Here is a 15,616-nt window from a genome sequence, read left to right on the forward strand (position 1 = left end):
TGCTATGAGAACATGTTGATTGGAGGAGGATGTATGATGACCAATTCAGTGGAACAACATCGTCAGGAAGCCCCTGACACGGTATCCTGTATGATTGTTACCGTATCAGATACCCGCACCAAGGACACCGATACAAGCGGACAACTTATGCATAAGCTGCTGACTGATTCAGGCTACCAGATCGTCGAATATATCATTACACCGGATGAAACTGAAACCATTCGAAGCATCCTGCAGGATGCAGCCGTTCGTGACGATATCGAAGCCGTGCTGCTTAGCGGTGGAACCGGAATTGCACCCCGAGATACGACGTACGAGGCAGTGTCCTCACTACTCGACAAGGAGCTGCCGGGTTTTGGTGAGATCTTCCGCTTCCTCAGTTATACCGAGGATATCGGTTCTGCTGCCATTCTTAGCCGGGCCGTAGCCGGAACGATTGGGCGCACAGCCGTATTCTCCATGCCAGGCTCCAGGGGAGCTGTCAAGCTGGCAATGGAAAAACTCATTTTGCCTGAACTGAGGCATGTCATGCGTGAAATATATAAACCCGTCTGAAAAATCAGACGGGTTTTTCGGAATTATTTTAGTGGAGTCCATTACTTCAGTTGCTCAAGCACATGCTGGAATACCTGCATAACATCTTCTTCATAATCGTCCTTTTCTCCACCTGAAGCCGTATAGACCAGTGACACGTAGTCTTTGCTGCGAATCGTTGTTTTGCCAAGTACATTTTCCATCACAGCCTCATCGCCATCATTGCCGTACATTTCGTTCATCCGGGCTACTCGTGTGTGGACATCACTGAAAACGTGGACCTTTACAATATGTCTGCCACTTCCATTGAGCAGGTACATATAAGAGATTCCGTCCTCACCATCATCAGCGGACATATTATTCATCAACTTTATGCCTTTTGCAGCAAAAGCTTCATCCAGCTCCTGAATTAATGGACCGTTTAACCCGTGACCTTGACTCTTTGCCCGAACATTTCCTTCATCCGTCGCTTGTCGGGTATATATTTTCCGTTCCTGCTCCACATTTGATGCTGAACACGCTACTACCGATATTGTACATAGCACCACGACCATACTGACCAAGACAGACTTCACACGTCCAGATCTATGATGCAATCCTTTTCCGTTAACACGCATACTCATCCTTCCTTTCCCGCCACATGCACGGTGACGCTCTCAGGTAGAGTTAGCATGTCTAGGAGAAAAGAATCTTATTCGGCAGGCGTATCTGACATCGTATTCACTACAGTACGACCTACAGCACCGCCTTTGAGAATTGTTTCCAGTGTCTGAGGCAGCTGTGCCCATGAGATTTCCTGAATCCCCAGCTCCAGCGCCCGATCCGGCTTCCATTCTCCGCCAAGCAGCTTCCATATCCGTTCCCGCCGTTCCATCGGGCAATAGACTGAATCAATCCCAATCAATTGAATCCCCCGCAAAATAAACGGAAATACGGTGGACTCGAACGCAGTCCCTCCGGTTAAGCCTGATACGGCGACAGCGCCTCCGTATTGAATTTGTTTCAGACGCTCGGCTAGTGCCGGACCTGCTGCCGGATCAATAACACCTGCCCAGAGCTGTTTGCCCATTGCTCCTTTGGCTGGCGCATCCGCTTCTTCGCGTGAAATGACATGTGAGGCACCCAGATTCCGAAGCAGCTGCTCCTGTTGATCTTTTTTGCCTGTACTTGCAGTCACTTCAAATCCCAGCTTCGCCAAAATAGCTACCGCCATACTGCCTACTCCTCCGGTTGCTCCGGTCACCAGAATATTTCCCATCTCCGGAGTCACCCCAGCCCGCAACAACGTATCTACGGAAAGTGCTGCCGTGAACCCTGCCGTCCCTATCGCCATCGCTTCCTTCTCACTGAGTCCATGCGGCAGAGGAACAAGCCATTCGCTGCGCAGACGCGCATATTGACTATAGCCTCCAAAATGAGACACGCCTGGCTCGAAACCTGTGCTGATCACCCGATCACCCGGTGCAAACCGGCCGCTCACGGATTCCTCAACAATCCCTGCGAGATCAATTCCCGGTACGATCGGATATTCGCGAACCACACCACCTTTCTCAGTTGTGGCAAGTCCATCTTTAAAATTGACGCTTGAGTATTGAACCTGAAGGGTTACGTCACCATTAGGCAAGTCCTCTTTTGTCAGCTGCTCCATAGCAGCCTTCACGCCACCCTGTTCTTCTTTACGCACGACATAGGCAGGAAAAGTATTTTTCATTCGTTATCCTCTCCTTAATTAAAATTTACATATTTTTCTATTAATATCATGAATTGTTCGCCTTCAGATTAAACAAGTATAAGTGCGGCCTCCGCCTAACTCAATCTCTCCGGCTTGTCATTAAATAAATGAGCGGGCCTATCAATGGGATCAATCCTGAAACGGCCCACCCACGAGAACGACGATTGTCAGAAGCATCCCTAAACAATTCGATCACGGAAAGCAAAGTCAGGATGACGAAATCAATCGTCATAATATGTACAAAGGAAGAATCCATGAACGCTTCCATGTATACATCAGGATGGCCTTGAGTCACTGCATAGTAGCCTGTGCCCAATGTAAGCAGCAAGAGAATGACATGGGTCAGCTTATTGGCGGCTACACGTTCGATCCCCGATTCACGCTGATTTCCAAATGAGAGGTGTTCGTACCCCGAACCTCTGCGGGTTTGTGAGGACCACGCAAAATAAGGCAGCAGCGCAAAGGCTCCCAATCCAAAAGACAGCAACACAAAAGGCCACGCCGGTACATGAGATCCTCTCCCTTTCCCTGAACTCCTTAACAGCAGACAAGCAAAAATAGCCGGATAAATTCCAAGCCACGAAAATACGGTTAGTAGCCAGGGTTCCTTGCTTTGCAATGTAACCAGTTCTTTAAACACAGGGTCACTCCCGAGAGGCTGCCCAGATACCCAAAACCAGACATACGCAATGAAGGCCACCCAGATCAGTGCCAAAATCCATCTCATGGTTGCACCTCCTCTTTCATTCATCCCCGGCCAATGCGCAGTTGAAACAGCCACAGAAACGGATCCTGTCGAAAGGCAAGCTCGGAAAGATGCAGCATTTGACGTCTCCTGCGCTTTCCCGAGAAATAATTGCTTCATTTGGCTTGTGATCTGCGTACGTTGAAGATATAGTATACCGCAGTTTATGGACGGTCTGTCCATGATGTTGCACACACCATCCGTCGTTTTTTGAACACAATGCAAGAAGAGCAAAAAAGCATAACCCGGTCTACTTCCTCCCGGTTATGCCCCTTTATTTGATTTATTCTTCGGTGAATTGCACGTGCTCAGCAATGAGCTTCTGCTTCATATTCCAGGCCGCAGGGCTGATATTTACGCGGTAAATCTCAGGATTGAGTTTACGCAGATATTCCGGCCAGAATAGATCCATCTGCTCGCGGTGATAACTGCGAATCTCATCCAGGGTAGGCAGTTCATACACTTTGCGCCCATTCACAAAGATCGGTTCCAGCATGTTCACTGCTTCGTAGCGGGTTACCGTCTTTTTCAGATAAGGGTGTAGCGGGTTGAACAGCTTGAGCGGTCCGCCCTGTAGCGGCTGCTCTTCATCTGGATAGCAGATATAATCTGCAATCGCCTTGCCATGTTTCGGATCAATGATCCGGAAAACTTCTTTTTTACCTGGTGTGGAGACTTTTTCGGGATTGGCCGAAATTTTGATCGTAGGCAGCATGGCGCCGTCCACTTCACGCTCCACCAATTTGTACACGCCACCCAAAGAAGGCTGGTCGGAAGCGGTAATTAGCTGTGTACCCACTCCCCATGTATCAATGCGAGCTCCTTGCGCCTTAAGGTTGAAAATCGTATTTTCATCCAAGTCGTTGGAAGCTACAATCTTCACGTAATCCAGTCCGGCGTCATCCAGCATCTGCCGAGCTTGAATAGATAGATACGCAAGGTCCCCGCTATCCAGACGAATGGCGTTCATCTTTTTGCCTTGGCTCTCCAGCTTCTTGGCGGTCTTGATTGCATGAGGAACACCACTGTTCAATGTATCAAAGGTGTCCACCAGCAGCGTCACTTGATCTGGCAGCACTTTAGCATAGACGTCAAACGCCTCCTGCTCACTCATAAAACTCTGCACCCATGAATGGGCATGTGTCCCTGCTGTCGGAATTCCGAAGCGCTCTCCTGCCAGCATATTCGACGTTGCATGGAATCCTGCCACATACGAGGCACGAGCCCCCCAAATGGCCGCATCCGCTTCCTGTGCACGTCGTGTTCCGAATTCGAGCAGAGTATCTTGACTTGCTACCTGTTTTATCCGGGAAGCTTTCGTTGCAATTAACGTCTGATAATTCATGAAGTTAAGTATCGCCGTCTCCACCAGTTGTGTCTCCATAATGGAGCCTTCTACCCGAATGAGCGGTTCATCAGGGAAAACAAGCGCCCCTTCCTTCATGGAATGAATCGTTCCCTGAAATGAAAACTGGAGCAACTCTTCCAGAAAGACCGGATCGTAATTTTCCTCTTGTTTGGATAAATATTTGATGTCCTCCATCGTAAACCGAAGCTGGCTGATATAATTCACAATACGTTCCAATCCGGCAAATACGGCATATCCGTTGCCAAAGGGAAGCTTGCGGAAATAGGCTTCAAATACCGCTTTCCGTTTGTGAGTTCCATTCACCCAATGGGCATACATCATATTGATTTGATATTTATCCGTATGTAAAGCCAGGCTAGTCGTCTGCATTTGTCTCATCCTCTCTGACTTCCGCTTGTGCCGGCAGGTCCAGCCTGCAGACACGGGTCAACATGTGGAGACTCATTGCTCATGATTCATGATTCTGGTTACGTATCATTGCATAAGTCTCCGGTTTATTCCTATTCACCATATTCCCCAGCAACATAACACTTGTTCAACCAACAGAATATGATGGATATGATCACAAGTTTGTTTACAGGTTCAAGCCTGCGAGAACGGTATCGCTCGCTTTGACCACTTGGGCCCCAAGGCTGGAACGAAAATGTCCAAGCGCCCAATCATGTCCCGCTGGATTGAAGCTCGCTACGGCGTCTTCATATACCGTTATGTGAAAACCTTTATTATAAGCATCCACTGCCGTGTGCAGTACGCAAATATCCGTACATACACCGATCAGTGCAATGTCTGTTATTCCACGTTCACGCAGCCGCAGCTCCAGATCTGTACCGCAGAATGCGCTGTATCTTGTTTTATCCACCCAACGAATCTGGGATTCCCGTTCTTCCATAACCTGGGCGAGACGACCATATAGCTGTCTTCCTTCTGTACCTCTGATGTTATGGGGCGGAAAAAGGGCCGTTTCCGGATGGTAAGGATCATTCTCTTCATGCAAATCCACAGCCATAACAACCTCATGCTTGTTATTGCAATAAGCCTCCGTTATCGCTGCAATCGTCTCCTCAATCTCCACAGCAGGCTGGCCTACAGGCAACGAACCTGTCACAAAATCACGTGTAAAATCGATTACAATCAGTGCTTTCATCGTCCACACTCCCTTTTTGAGAATAGGTTGATCCTGATTCAATCCATCATGATTCGCTTGCGAATTAAGTATAGATGGAAAGGCGAGGTACAAGCTCGGTAAAACGGTATAACTGCGCCGGACGCTGTGAATATTGATTGGAGCTTAGCAGGTTGCCCTCCTCATCCCGAACCTCTTCCACAATGCCTTTGCGACTACGTGTTGAAGTGATCTTCCGAATGAAATTCGGTTCCTCAAAGTCAGGTACAACACTCTGAATCACTTGGTATAACTCGCTTAGTGTAAAATCACGAGGCAGGAACTGTCGTGCAATCGTCGTTTCCAGCATTTGCTGCTGAATACGCCGGTATGCATCTTCTATAATCGTGCGGTGATCAAAGGCGAGCTCGAGCTCCTGCAAAGCTTCCTGAATCGTAAACAACCCAACATCCTCAGCATCATCCGCCGCCTGACGGTGTTCCAGCATCCATTCCTCTACCAGTGCAAAAAACGCATGGGAGATAATCCATCCTCTGGGGTCACGCCCGGGCTGACTATATACATTCAAATACTCCAGATGTCCGCCGTCCACACCTGTCTCTTCCATCAACTCGCGCTTTGCAGCACCATAGATGGATTCATTTTCTTGACAAAATCCACCGGGCAACGCCCATCTTCCCGCAAAAGGCCATCCTTTGCGCTTAATCAGCATGACCTTCAACTCCCGGATGGGGAGTGTCTTGGTTACTGTCTTACGCTCCCGCTTGGTCAAGGTGAACATGACGATATCCGCGGGAACACCATCGGGTGTACGATATTTCTTGGAACTATAGGCACGTGCTGCCTGTTCATCGCTTTCAGCATTGAATTGTTCGTAGTTTTCGCTCATGGGCACCACCGACTATTCTCATTTTGATATTTTCATTATGACATAATAATATCTTTTGTCAACCTTGGGATTCCGTGTTTTGCGTTTTTACTCGCGCTATACGGAATGTCGCCGTTGCCATACATCCCAGCGTTCCTGATGCATCACGGACCTCAGATTGTGCCGTCACACTACGCCCCGCTTGATGCAGGATCGTTGATGTCACGATTAATTCCCCTAGTTTCATGGGTGCCAAGAAATGCACATTCAGATTGGTCGTCACACAACTGTCTACTGCCATTGCGGCAGTAGCTACCATGCCCATCGCCTGATCCATCAGGGATGTCAGCACACCACCATGAATTATTCCCATGGAGTTGGTGTGGTGTTCGCCCGCTGTTAGCGCGATCTGAACTTCTTTTCCGTCCCCTTTAATAAACCGACAACCGAGAAAGCCCCAAAATCTTCCGTTTCCTTCTTCAACCATTTTGTCCAAAATACCCATTATTGAATTCCCCTTTATTGCACTTTAAGTATAAAGCCCATGATGTATGTTGTTGATGATGATTTCCCAGCATTGGTTCTTTTCATAGTTGATCTAAAGTGCTTCGTCATTATATTAAGCCTGCTCCTACGGAACAGGTCTTATCCAGTGAAGTTGTCTTGATCAGGCCACCACACAAAATAACCCCACCACGTGGAGTCTGAGATGATCAAAAAAGGCGCGGACTGCGTCCGCACCCTTCCGTTCAATTACCCGCAGCTGGTCGGAGGTGAATCCGTACCTGCCTCCACGTTCACTTTCTCGGAGACGGTATCTCGAATTACAGAAATAACAAGCTGAAGCAAATAATTGATATCGCTTTGGCTTTGCTGGAATTCCGTAACGAGTGGAATGCCGTCCAACTCTTCCTGTAGGTCCTCAATTTCCTGTTCAATTTTGCGGACCATGTCTGCATTTTTGAAGCTTTCAAAAGCAACGATTTCCTTTTGTTTCTTCTTGATCGTTGCAATTAATTGCTGGATGCGTTCATGATCACGAATTTTGGACTCAGCCTGTTGGAACTGTTTGACTTCCTCACTCGTTCCAAGCATATCAGCCAATTCTTTGGCTTTTCCCATAATGTCGTCGCGTATGACCAGATTGCGCGTATCGTAGGTAGGCATTCCATAACGGTTGTACTGCACTTCTTCCTGCGCCACTCGAAATCGCTCCATTCTATGAGATGATATAAGATGAACTACTCGATGTTGCACTAAGCTTAGTGACTGCTCGAGTGACCGCTACGGTTACGGATCGTTCTTTCGATCGCTGTTGTCTCCAAATTTTTCTGATTGTAATGGTCCGTGGTTAAAATTTGGAGACAAAGGCGAACGCTTCGCTTCTACAGAATCGATTCCGTCACCTTCGCTACGCTAGGCCGTAACCCGCCAAGTGCAAAAAGAATTTCATCTTATTAGGTTTGTGTATTACTGATTGGCGGCTACTGGCTCTGTGAGCAGATTGCCCCGAATATAGAAAGTCATTGGATCGGTGATTTCCACATGTACAAAAGTACCGATCAATTCTTTAGGTCCTTCAAAGTGCACCAGCTTGTTGCTGCGTGTACGTCCAGCCAGAACATTGGAATTCCGCTTGCTCTCACCTTCAACAAGCACTTCAACAACCTTGCCGCGCTGCTTCTCATTGCTGCTATGGCTGTATGCGTTGATCGTCTCGTTTAAGCGTTTCAAACGTTCCTTCTTCACGTCCATCGGCACGTTATCCTCCATCACCGCAGCAGGTGTGCCTTCGCGCGGAGAGTAGATAAATGTATAGGCAAAGTCGTAGCCAACTTCCTTAACCAGTGACAGCGTATCTTCGAACTGCTCTTCCGTTTCCCCCGGGAAACCAACGATAATATCAGTGGTTAACACGACATCTGGAATTGCAGTTTTAATTTTGTCAGCAAGCTTCAGGTAGTGTTCCCGACTGTACTTACGGCTCATACGTTTCAGCACTTCCGTGCTGCCGGACTGCACAGGCAGATGGATGTGCTCCACCAGGTTCCCGCCCTTCGCAAGCACCTCAATCAGATGATCATCGAAGTCACGTGGATGACTGGTTGTAAACCGAACCCGTGGAATATCGATTTTGCGAATATCATCCATCAGGTCACCGAAGCTGTAATTCAGATCCGTAAAGTCCTTGCCATAAGCATTGACATTCTGGCCGAGCAGCGTGATTTCCTTGAAGCCTTGTCTTGCCAGTTCGCGAACTTCGGCAATGACATCTTCCGGACGTCGACTGCGCTCTTTTCCCCGTGTGAACGGGACGATGCAATATGTACAGAACTTGTCGCAACCATACATAATGTTCACCCAGCCGCGCATGCCCTCACGTTTTTTCGGCAGGTTCTCGATGATATCGCCTTCCTTGGACCATACCTCAACAACCATTTCTTTACTGAACAGTGCTTCCTGAATCAGATGTGGCAGCCGATGCACATTGTGTGTACCAAAAATCATATCCACAAAGCCATGCTTCTGCATAATCCGGTTCACGACGCCTTCTTCCTGCGACATACAACCACACACACCCAGCAACAAGCCTGGACGTTCGGTTTTCAGGGTTTTCAGATGGCCTAGCTCACCGAACACTTTATCTTCCGCATTTTCCCGAATCGCACAGGTGTTTAACAGAATGATATCTGCCTCTTTGCGGTCCTCGGTAGCCTGATACCCCATTGATTCAAGCAATCCTTTGATCGTCTCGGAATCATGCTCGTTCATCTGGCATCCATACGTATATACGATATAGTGTTTGCCTTTCCCTACGTTTTTCAGTTCATCGGGTACGGCCGTTTCGTAAAGCACCTGGACGTCTTCCTTGCCCCGTTGTTTCTCCTGACGATGATTGGGTTCCGACTTGATGTTAATCTCCCGGCCCCGGATTCTTATCTTTTTGCTGAATTCATCTTGCGAAATTACTTTGGCATCGGAGAAATCAAAATATTGGGAGTAATCCTTTTTTGAGTCTTTAGCCATTTCCTTCGGTCACTCCTTACAGCCTCTATTAATAAAAAATCGTTATTTCATCTTGTTTCACGTGATTTGCACGCTTTATACATCAAAAGAGCATTACAGCAAATTATAACATGAATTGGGCTCTAGTTCCACATCGAAAGACGCTGCCCCTTCGCCTATCCCGAAATCTGTGCAGGTCAGCTGAACACCCCGAAAACACACAAAAACCTGAGTAATCCTCAGATCGAATGTATCGACGCTGTAAATATACTCAGGTTTATACGTGCATTCAAACCGTCAACATAACGGCTGAAGAAGGTTCCATTTAATTAGTCGATGATTTCAGCAGTATCGCCGTTACGAGCGCCAGCTGCATTAGCTTCATCTGTATCAATATGCATGTCCAGTGCAAAGGAATCCGATACACGAGCCAGTACATTTTCCAGCACCAGACCACGATCTCCACCCAGACGAACTTTCAGCAATTGTTTGTCCTCGATACCCCATTTAGCAGCATCAGAAGTATGGAAGTGGATGTGACGAGCAGCAACGATAACACCTTTATCGATTGTAACTTCGCCAGCAGGTCCTTTAATTGTGATACCTGGAGTACCTTCGATGCTTCCGGATTCACGCACAGGTGCCTTAACACCAATAGCGAAAGAGTCTGTCATCGAGATTTCCAATTGTGTTTCCGGACGAACTGGTCCAAGAATACGCACTTTATCAAACTGTCCTTTCGAACCAATAACCGCTACTGTTTCGTTAGCAGCATATTGTCCTGGTTGGGACAGAGGTTTAAACTCAGTCAATTCATAGCCTTTACCAAACAAAATTTCAACGTGCTCTTGAGATACATGAATGTGACGGGCAGATACGCCCACAGATACTGTTTTGCTCATTGTGAATTTCACTCCTTGTTTATCTATGGCCTGTAGCCAGGCTCTTAACAATCCTATGGTATTATACCCCTTTTTGAAGTGAAATGAAAACGAACTGCTGAAAATTCATGAAATACACTTATTTTGCAATCATTAATCCCCTACATTTGGTAAATCGGTCTGAACATGTACGACGTTTGCTTTCAGCTCGTTTTCTTCCGGGGACCAACGGTGTCATGATTCACCATATTCGATCTTCAAATTTTTCTTCGGCAAATTCTCTTCTAAATAACTCATGGCATTGCCCCACATCCAACCGCGAACCAGTGATTCGTCGTAGTGCTTGAGCAGCGTATTCATCAGTTTTGGATACTGCCCCGTATGTTCAAAGTCATGGATATACGTAGTAATTCCGTCAAAATCAGACCCCATCATCAGATGGTGCTCCCCACCCAGGGAACATATCCGCTCAATATGAGGCAACAGATCTTCAATACATACTTCGCCTTCCTGCTTCACAAACCACGGCACAAACGTCAGTCCGATCCTCCCTTCCCGGGCAATAATAGCTCGAATCTGATCATCCTTCAGATTACGCACATGCGGGCAGATGGCATAACTGTTGGAATGCGATGCGATAAAAGGCCGTTCACTAAGGTCAGCAAGTTCCCAGAAGCCTTTCTCAGTCAGATGTGATACATCCAGCAGCATGCCGATTTGGTTACACAGGTGAACCAGCTCCCTGCCCTTCTCCGTTAGTCCAGCCCCACGTTTCTCCAATACACCATCAGCTGCCCAATTGGCATAGTTCCAGGTAAGCCCAACAATCCGCACACCCATTTGATAACATAACTCCATATAAAAGAGATTGCCCTCCAGTCCATCGACACCCTCAAGTGTAAGCAGTCCCCATGGTCTGTCCGTCTGCCCGATCTGCGTAAGCTGTTCCCGCCATAACAATGTATGTGTACCTTTAGATCGTTCTTCGGTTATCTCCACACGTTTACGGTAGATGTCCAACTGCCCCATCACATGTTCAAACTTGCCTCTGCCAAGCACTTCGGGCAAATAGATTGCAAAGGCCTGTAAACCAATGTTACCTTCCCTCATGCGTTCCAGGTTCACATCCAGCTGTGAAGCATTTTCAAATGAAAGGCTAGGATTCATCAACATTTTACTCAAAGCATCACAATGAAAATCGGCTACCCGCCAGTTGTGCATCACAATCTCTCCTTCTACACGGTTAGGTTATGGAAAAAAAACGCAAAAAAACCTGTCTACTTCGTAAACAGGTTCAATGCATAAGTGCATGTATTATCTGGGCTCCACAATCAGCTTAATGGCCGTTCGGTCCTCGCCGTCGATCACAATGTCTGTAAAAGCTGGAATACAAATCAAGTCAACTCCGCTTGGTGCTACAAATCCCCGGGCTATCGCTACCGCTTTAATGGCTTGGTTCAGTGCTCCCGCTCCAATTGCCTGCAGTTCAGCATTTCCACGTTCACGAAGAACACCTGCAAGAGCGCCGGCTACGGAATTGGGATTGGACTTTGCTGAAACTTTTAATACTTCCATGGTAAGTACCTCCCTGGGAATGTTGAATGTTTGTTTCCACTTACTAGATGTTATTCGCGGGAGGCAAAAAAATTCCTTCTTTTTAGTCGGGTTTCCCTGCAAAATGGGACAATACCCCTATTCCATGCGCCACTCGTCTTCCATCAGACGAATTTTTTCAATACGTGTTGCAGCACCTGTGGCTTCATCAATCTCCACAAATACACCATGGAAATGCCATTTGCCATCATCAACAACAAATCGTACCGGAAGCTGGGTGTAGAACTTGCGAAGCACGGCTTCACGCTCCATGCCCAATATGCCGTCACGCGGCCCTACCATGCCCGCATCGGTTAAATAAGCTGTTCCTCCTGGCAAAATACGATCATCATTGCTCTGCACATGTGTATGTGTACCTACGACCAGCGATGCACGTCCATCCAGATGCCAGCCCATGGCAATTTTCTCAGATGTGGCTTCAGCATGCATATCGACCAAAATGCATTTGTGGTCCTGACGCAGTTCATCCACAATTTCATCGGCAACGCGGAATGGGCAATCTAGAGCAGGTAGGAACGTCCGGCCTTGCAGATTGACAATCGCCAGCTCCTTACCTTCACCTTTGACTACCGTGTATCCACGTCCTGGTGTTCCTGGAGGAAAGTTCGCAGGACGAATCATACGTGGCTCATCATCTATAAAATCAAATATGTCCTTATTGTCCCAGGTATGGTTACCAAGGGTGATGCCATGCACACCCCAGTTAAAGAATTCATTCGCAATTGCCCCGGTGATTCCCCGGCCTGCCGCTGCATTCTCCCCATTCACAATGACTACATGTGGCTTATACTTCGTTTTGAGGTAGGGGAGGTTTTCCTTCAGCGCCTTACGCCCTACATTCCCCACAATATCACCAATAAACAAAACTTTCATTTTACTGCCTCCTTAATCCCTACCAAGCGCAGCCTTCTTCTAAGCATCCGAAACTTCGCAGGACCTCTATCTCTTGCTCATCAATTTTATTATAAAAATGCCTTTTAACTGGCTATCAACAGGAAAAGTGGCCCACTACTGCGGCCACTTTTCCATAATGCTCTATTTTGCGTATTCAACCGCACGGGTTTCCCGGATGACGGTGACCTTGATGTGACCCGGATAATCGAGTTCGTTCTCGATCATCTTCGTGATGTCACGCGCGAGGCGGAAGGCTTCAGCATCGTCGATTTTCTCAGGCTGTACCATAACGCGAACTTCGCGTCCTGCCTGAATGGCATACGATTTCTCGACACCTTCGAACGATTCCGAAATCTCTTCCAGCTTCTCCAGTCGTTTGATATACGTTTCCAGCGTTTCGCGGCGTGCGCCCGGTCTTGCTGCGGAGAGCGCATCTGCTGCGCCAACCAACATCGCAATAACCGAAGTCGCTTCGCAATCCCCGTGATGGGACGCGATACTGTTGATTACAACCGGATGTTCTTTGTATTTCTTCGCTAGTTCCACGCCGATTTCGACGTGTGATCCTTCCACTTCGTGATCCAGCGCTTTACCAATGTCATGCAATAGACCTGCACGTCTTGCTAGGGTTACGTCTTCTCCGAGTTCGCCAGCCATCAATCCAGCCAGATAAGCGACTTCCATCGAATGTTTCAAAACGTTTTGACCATAGCTTGTACGGAACTTCAACCGGCCCAAAATTTTAATCAAGTCCGGATGCAGACCATGCACGCCCACTTCAAAGGTAGCTTGCTCACCGTATTCACGGATACGCTCATCCACTTCTTTGCGGGATTTCTCCACCATCTCTTCAATCCGTGCCGGGTGAATACGTCCATCAGCCACCAATTTTTCGAGGGCAGTACGGGCGATTTCACGGCGAATCGGGTCAAAGCCCGACAGAATAACAGCTTCTGGCGTATCATCGATAATGAGGTCAATCCCTGTAAGGGTTTCAAGCGCACGGATGTTACGTCCTTCACGACCGATAATCCGGCCTTTCATTTCTTCATTTGGCAAAGTAACAACGGATACCGTTGTCTCCGCCACGTGATCAGCCGCACAGCGTTGGATGGCGAGTGTAATAATCTCGCGGGACTTTTTGTCCGCTTCTTCCTTCGCTTGCTGTTCAATGTCCTTGATCATTTGAGCAGTCTCATGACGTACTTCCTGTTCTACGTTGGACAGTATGATACTGCGTGCGTCTTCCATAGTGAGGTTGGATATGCGCTCCAGCTCCGTCACCTGGTTTTTGTAGATCATTTCGATCTGCTGCTGTGTCTCATCAATTCGTTTCTCTTTGTTAGCCACTTGCTCTTCTTTACGTTCGAGTGATTCCAACTTTTTATCCAGCGACTCTTCTTTTTGCAACAATCGTCTTTCTTGTCGTTGAATTTCGTTCCGACGTTCACGAGTGTCTTTTTCAGCTTCGGCGCGAATGCGATGAATTTCATCCTTCGCTTCCAGCACCGTTTCTTTCTTCAGTGCTTCTGCCTCTTTCTTCGCGCTCTCCACGATTTGTACGGCAGCTTGTTCCGCACTGGAGATCTTAGCTTCTGCAAGAGATTTGCGAATAAAGTATCCTACTCCGAACCCAATGAATAGCGCGGCAACAACGAGAACGATCGTGATTGCAATCATACTGTTCACCTCCTCGTTGGTTCCTCCAAGGCATTCCTTGGGTCAATTTGCAGTTTTCAAACCTAACATATTTTTGGGAATAACGAATACTCACGGCGATCCCCCGCCGATTTTCATTTCAAGTGTACATGTCTCCACGCACTATCCGCCGTCTCCGACGAACCCATAATCATAAATGGTATAAATCTTAAAAAACAGAAACCGCTTTTTTGGAAGGAAAAAGGGTTGTCCATTTCTTACAGACTCATGTCCATTTTAGTATTTGACGAAAGAAATTGTCAAGAGAATGCAGTATAGTGAGTCCAGTCTGCTAATCCCATAACAACGATTCGTCATCTTCGGGGTCATTAGCCTCGTCTTCTTCAATTAAACCATTCACGACCCGACGCACCATATCCATGGAAAAACCTCGCCGCATCAGGAAGGGAAGCGTTTTACGTTTCTTCTCCTGGATGTCTCCTTTGACCTGATTCCATTTTTTGCGTCCGGCGGTTAGAGCCGTCTCAAATTCCGCATCTGTACTTACACCTTCAAGCGCTTCAGCAATCAGCTCATTGGCAATGCCCTTTTGACGCAGCTCTTGCCTTATCCACAGTTTTCCCTTCCGCTGTCCCTCCATACGCTGACGAGTCCATTCCTTCGCAAACAGTTCGTCATCGACCAAATTCTCCCGCTCAAGCCGATCCAGGGCCTCTTCAATCAACGGTGCAGCAAACTCTTTTTGACGAAGCTTCTGACTTAATTCGTGGCGTGTGCGGGGTTTATGCTCCAAATATCGCAAAGACTGTACATACGTCCGCTGTCGTTCGTCAGCTACTATGATATCTTCCAAGTCCTTTTTCAGAAACGTATTACCCCGGGTCATCCGATATTTAATCATTACATCTTCAAGCACCGTAATTGAATATAAACCAAAGGTAATTCGATAACGAGCTTCCCTGCTTTTTGTTCGTTCAACCCGTGTAATGGTAAGCTCTTCGTTATCCGGGAATTGGGAGATTCCCTCCACCTCGGCTTCTTCATATAAATCATCTTCATGTTGATCCATTTCGGTCTCCCCTTCCATCTAAACCTCATACGTTTAACGTATTTCAAAAGAAATATCAGATACTAATACAAAAGGCCGGAAACAATGTCCGGCCTCTCACTAATAGTAATCATACCAACAGC

The 15,616-nt window shown here is 47.3% G+C and carries 16 protein-coding genes; 1 reads left to right on the top strand and 15 read right to left on the bottom strand.

The window, feature by feature from the left end; all coding sequences use genetic code 11:
* Positions 1–33 precede the first annotated feature (33 nt).
* Positions 34–555 carry a MogA/MoaB family molybdenum cofactor biosynthesis protein gene (locus tag HW560_RS26515; RefSeq protein WP_090896123.1) on the top strand — a complete coding sequence of 174 codons (522 nt, stop codon included), beginning with the start codon at positions 34–36 and terminating at the stop codon, positions 553–555.
* A gap of 41 nt (positions 556–596) precedes the next feature.
* Here HW560_RS26515 and HW560_RS26520 read toward each other — a convergent pair whose 3' ends face one another.
* The 15 genes from HW560_RS26520 to HW560_RS26590 all read right to left on the bottom strand — a co-directional run bounded on the left by HW560_RS26520 (position 597) and on the right by HW560_RS26590 (position 15,494).
* Positions 597–1,151: a hypothetical protein gene (locus HW560_RS26520; RefSeq protein ID WP_179265145.1), complete on the bottom strand. Its 555-nt coding sequence runs from the start codon at positions 1,149–1,151 to the stop codon at positions 597–599.
* 74 nt (positions 1,152–1,225) lie between these two features.
* The gene (locus tag HW560_RS26525; protein WP_179265146.1) at positions 1,226–2,245 is read right to left on the bottom strand and encodes an acrylyl-CoA reductase family protein; all 1,020 of its coding nucleotides are present in this window, start codon (positions 2,243–2,245) and stop codon (positions 1,226–1,228) included.
* A gap of 100 nt (positions 2,246–2,345) precedes the next feature.
* A complete protein-coding gene (locus HW560_RS26530) occupies positions 2,346–2,993 on the bottom strand; it encodes a hypothetical protein (RefSeq protein ID WP_179265147.1) in 648 nt (215 codons plus the stop codon).
* 301 nt (positions 2,994–3,294) lie between these two features.
* Entirely contained in the window at positions 3,295–4,749 is a 1,455-nt protein-coding gene (locus HW560_RS26535) for a nicotinate phosphoribosyltransferase (protein WP_090896108.1), read from the bottom strand.
* A 205-nt stretch (positions 4,750–4,954) separates the two neighbouring features.
* Complete coding sequence (locus tag HW560_RS26540; protein ID WP_179265148.1) at positions 4,955–5,524, bottom strand: cysteine hydrolase family protein; 570 nt, start codon at positions 5,522–5,524, stop codon at positions 4,955–4,957.
* Positions 5,525–5,588: 64 nt separating this feature from the next.
* Positions 5,589–6,392 (bottom strand): NUDIX hydrolase, encoded by an 804-nt coding sequence (locus HW560_RS26545; RefSeq protein ID WP_062326181.1) that lies wholly within the window; start codon positions 6,390–6,392, stop codon positions 5,589–5,591.
* 58 nt (positions 6,393–6,450) lie between these two features.
* Positions 6,451–6,876 carry a PaaI family thioesterase gene (locus tag HW560_RS26550; protein WP_090896101.1) on the bottom strand — a complete coding sequence of 142 codons (426 nt, stop codon included), beginning with the start codon at positions 6,874–6,876 and terminating at the stop codon, positions 6,451–6,453.
* Positions 6,877–7,124: 248 nt separating this feature from the next.
* Entirely contained in the window at positions 7,125–7,538 is a 414-nt protein-coding gene (locus HW560_RS26555; protein ID WP_373565016.1) for a YlbF/YmcA family competence regulator, read from the bottom strand.
* 303 nt (positions 7,539–7,841) lie between these two features.
* Positions 7,842–9,398 carry a tRNA (N6-isopentenyl adenosine(37)-C2)-methylthiotransferase MiaB gene (gene miaB / locus HW560_RS26560; RefSeq protein WP_179265149.1) on the bottom strand — a complete coding sequence of 519 codons (1,557 nt, stop codon included), beginning with the start codon at positions 9,396–9,398 and terminating at the stop codon, positions 7,842–7,844.
* Positions 9,399–9,706: 308 nt separating this feature from the next.
* Complete coding sequence (gene pduL, locus HW560_RS26565) at positions 9,707–10,279, bottom strand: phosphate propanoyltransferase (RefSeq protein WP_179265150.1); 573 nt, start codon at positions 10,277–10,279, stop codon at positions 9,707–9,709.
* 213 nt (positions 10,280–10,492) lie between these two features.
* Positions 10,493–11,479 (bottom strand): dipeptidase, encoded by a 987-nt coding sequence (locus tag HW560_RS26570; protein ID WP_090896091.1) that lies wholly within the window; start codon positions 11,477–11,479, stop codon positions 10,493–10,495.
* Positions 11,480–11,572: 93 nt separating this feature from the next.
* Positions 11,573–11,833, bottom strand: a complete 261-nt coding sequence (locus tag HW560_RS26575) for a stage V sporulation protein S (RefSeq protein ID WP_019005392.1) — start codon at positions 11,831–11,833, stop codon at positions 11,573–11,575.
* Positions 11,834–11,950: 117 nt separating this feature from the next.
* Entirely contained in the window at positions 11,951–12,745 is a 795-nt protein-coding gene (locus HW560_RS26580; RefSeq protein WP_024630289.1) for a TIGR00282 family metallophosphoesterase, read from the bottom strand.
* Between the two features lie 162 nt (positions 12,746–12,907).
* Complete coding sequence (gene rny, locus HW560_RS26585; protein ID WP_024630288.1) at positions 12,908–14,446, bottom strand: ribonuclease Y; 1,539 nt, start codon at positions 14,444–14,446, stop codon at positions 12,908–12,910.
* Positions 14,447–14,756: 310 nt separating this feature from the next.
* Entirely contained in the window at positions 14,757–15,494 is a 738-nt protein-coding gene (locus HW560_RS26590) for a regulatory protein RecX (protein WP_090902150.1), read from the bottom strand.
* Positions 15,495–15,616 lie beyond the last annotated feature (122 nt).

It is taken from the genome of Paenibacillus sp. E222, assembly GCF_013401555.1.
Taxonomy (GTDB): Bacteria; Bacillota; Bacilli; order Paenibacillales; family Paenibacillaceae; genus Paenibacillus.

Coding starts and splice junctions, on each gene's coding strand:
- HW560_RS26590 (WP_090902150.1), bottom strand. CDS start 15,494: ATGGATCAACATGAAGATGATTTATATGAAGAAGCCGAGGTGGAGGGA.
- HW560_RS26575 (WP_019005392.1), bottom strand. CDS start 11,833: ATGGAAGTATTAAAAGTTTCAGCAAAGTCCAATCCCAATTCCGTAGCC.
- HW560_RS26540 (WP_179265148.1), bottom strand. CDS start 5,524: ATGAAAGCACTGATTGTAATCGATTTTACACGTGATTTTGTGACAGGT.
- HW560_RS26520 (WP_179265145.1), bottom strand. CDS start 1,151: ATGCGTGTTAACGGAAAAGGATTGCATCATAGATCTGGACGTGTGAAG.
- HW560_RS26545 (WP_062326181.1), bottom strand. CDS start 6,392: ATGAGCGAAAACTACGAACAATTCAATGCTGAAAGCGATGAACAGGCA.
- miaB (WP_179265149.1), bottom strand. CDS start 9,398: ATGGCTAAAGACTCAAAAAAGGATTACTCCCAATATTTTGATTTCTCC.
- HW560_RS26570 (WP_090896091.1), bottom strand. CDS start 11,479: ATGCACAACTGGCGGGTAGCCGATTTTCATTGTGATGCTTTGAGTAAA.
- HW560_RS26550 (WP_090896101.1), bottom strand. CDS start 6,876: ATGGGTATTTTGGACAAAATGGTTGAAGAAGGAAACGGAAGATTTTGG.
- pduL (WP_179265150.1), bottom strand. CDS start 10,279: ATGAGCAAAACAGTATCTGTGGGCGTATCTGCCCGTCACATTCATGTA.
- HW560_RS26555 (WP_373565016.1), bottom strand. CDS start 7,538: ATGCCTACCTACGATACGCGCAATCTGGTCATACGCGACGACATTATG.
- HW560_RS26580 (WP_024630289.1), bottom strand. CDS start 12,745: ATGAAAGTTTTGTTTATTGGTGATATTGTGGGGAATGTAGGGCGTAAG.
- HW560_RS26525 (WP_179265146.1), bottom strand. CDS start 2,245: ATGAAAAATACTTTTCCTGCCTATGTCGTGCGTAAAGAAGAACAGGGT.
- HW560_RS26535 (WP_090896108.1), bottom strand. CDS start 4,749: ATGCAGACGACTAGCCTGGCTTTACATACGGATAAATATCAAATCAAT.
- rny (WP_024630288.1), bottom strand. CDS start 14,446: ATGATTGCAATCACGATCGTTCTCGTTGTTGCCGCGCTATTCATTGGG.
- HW560_RS26515 (WP_090896123.1), top strand. CDS start 34: ATGATGACCAATTCAGTGGAACAACATCGTCAGGAAGCCCCTGACACG.
- HW560_RS26530 (WP_179265147.1), bottom strand. CDS start 2,993: ATGAGATGGATTTTGGCACTGATCTGGGTGGCCTTCATTGCGTATGTC.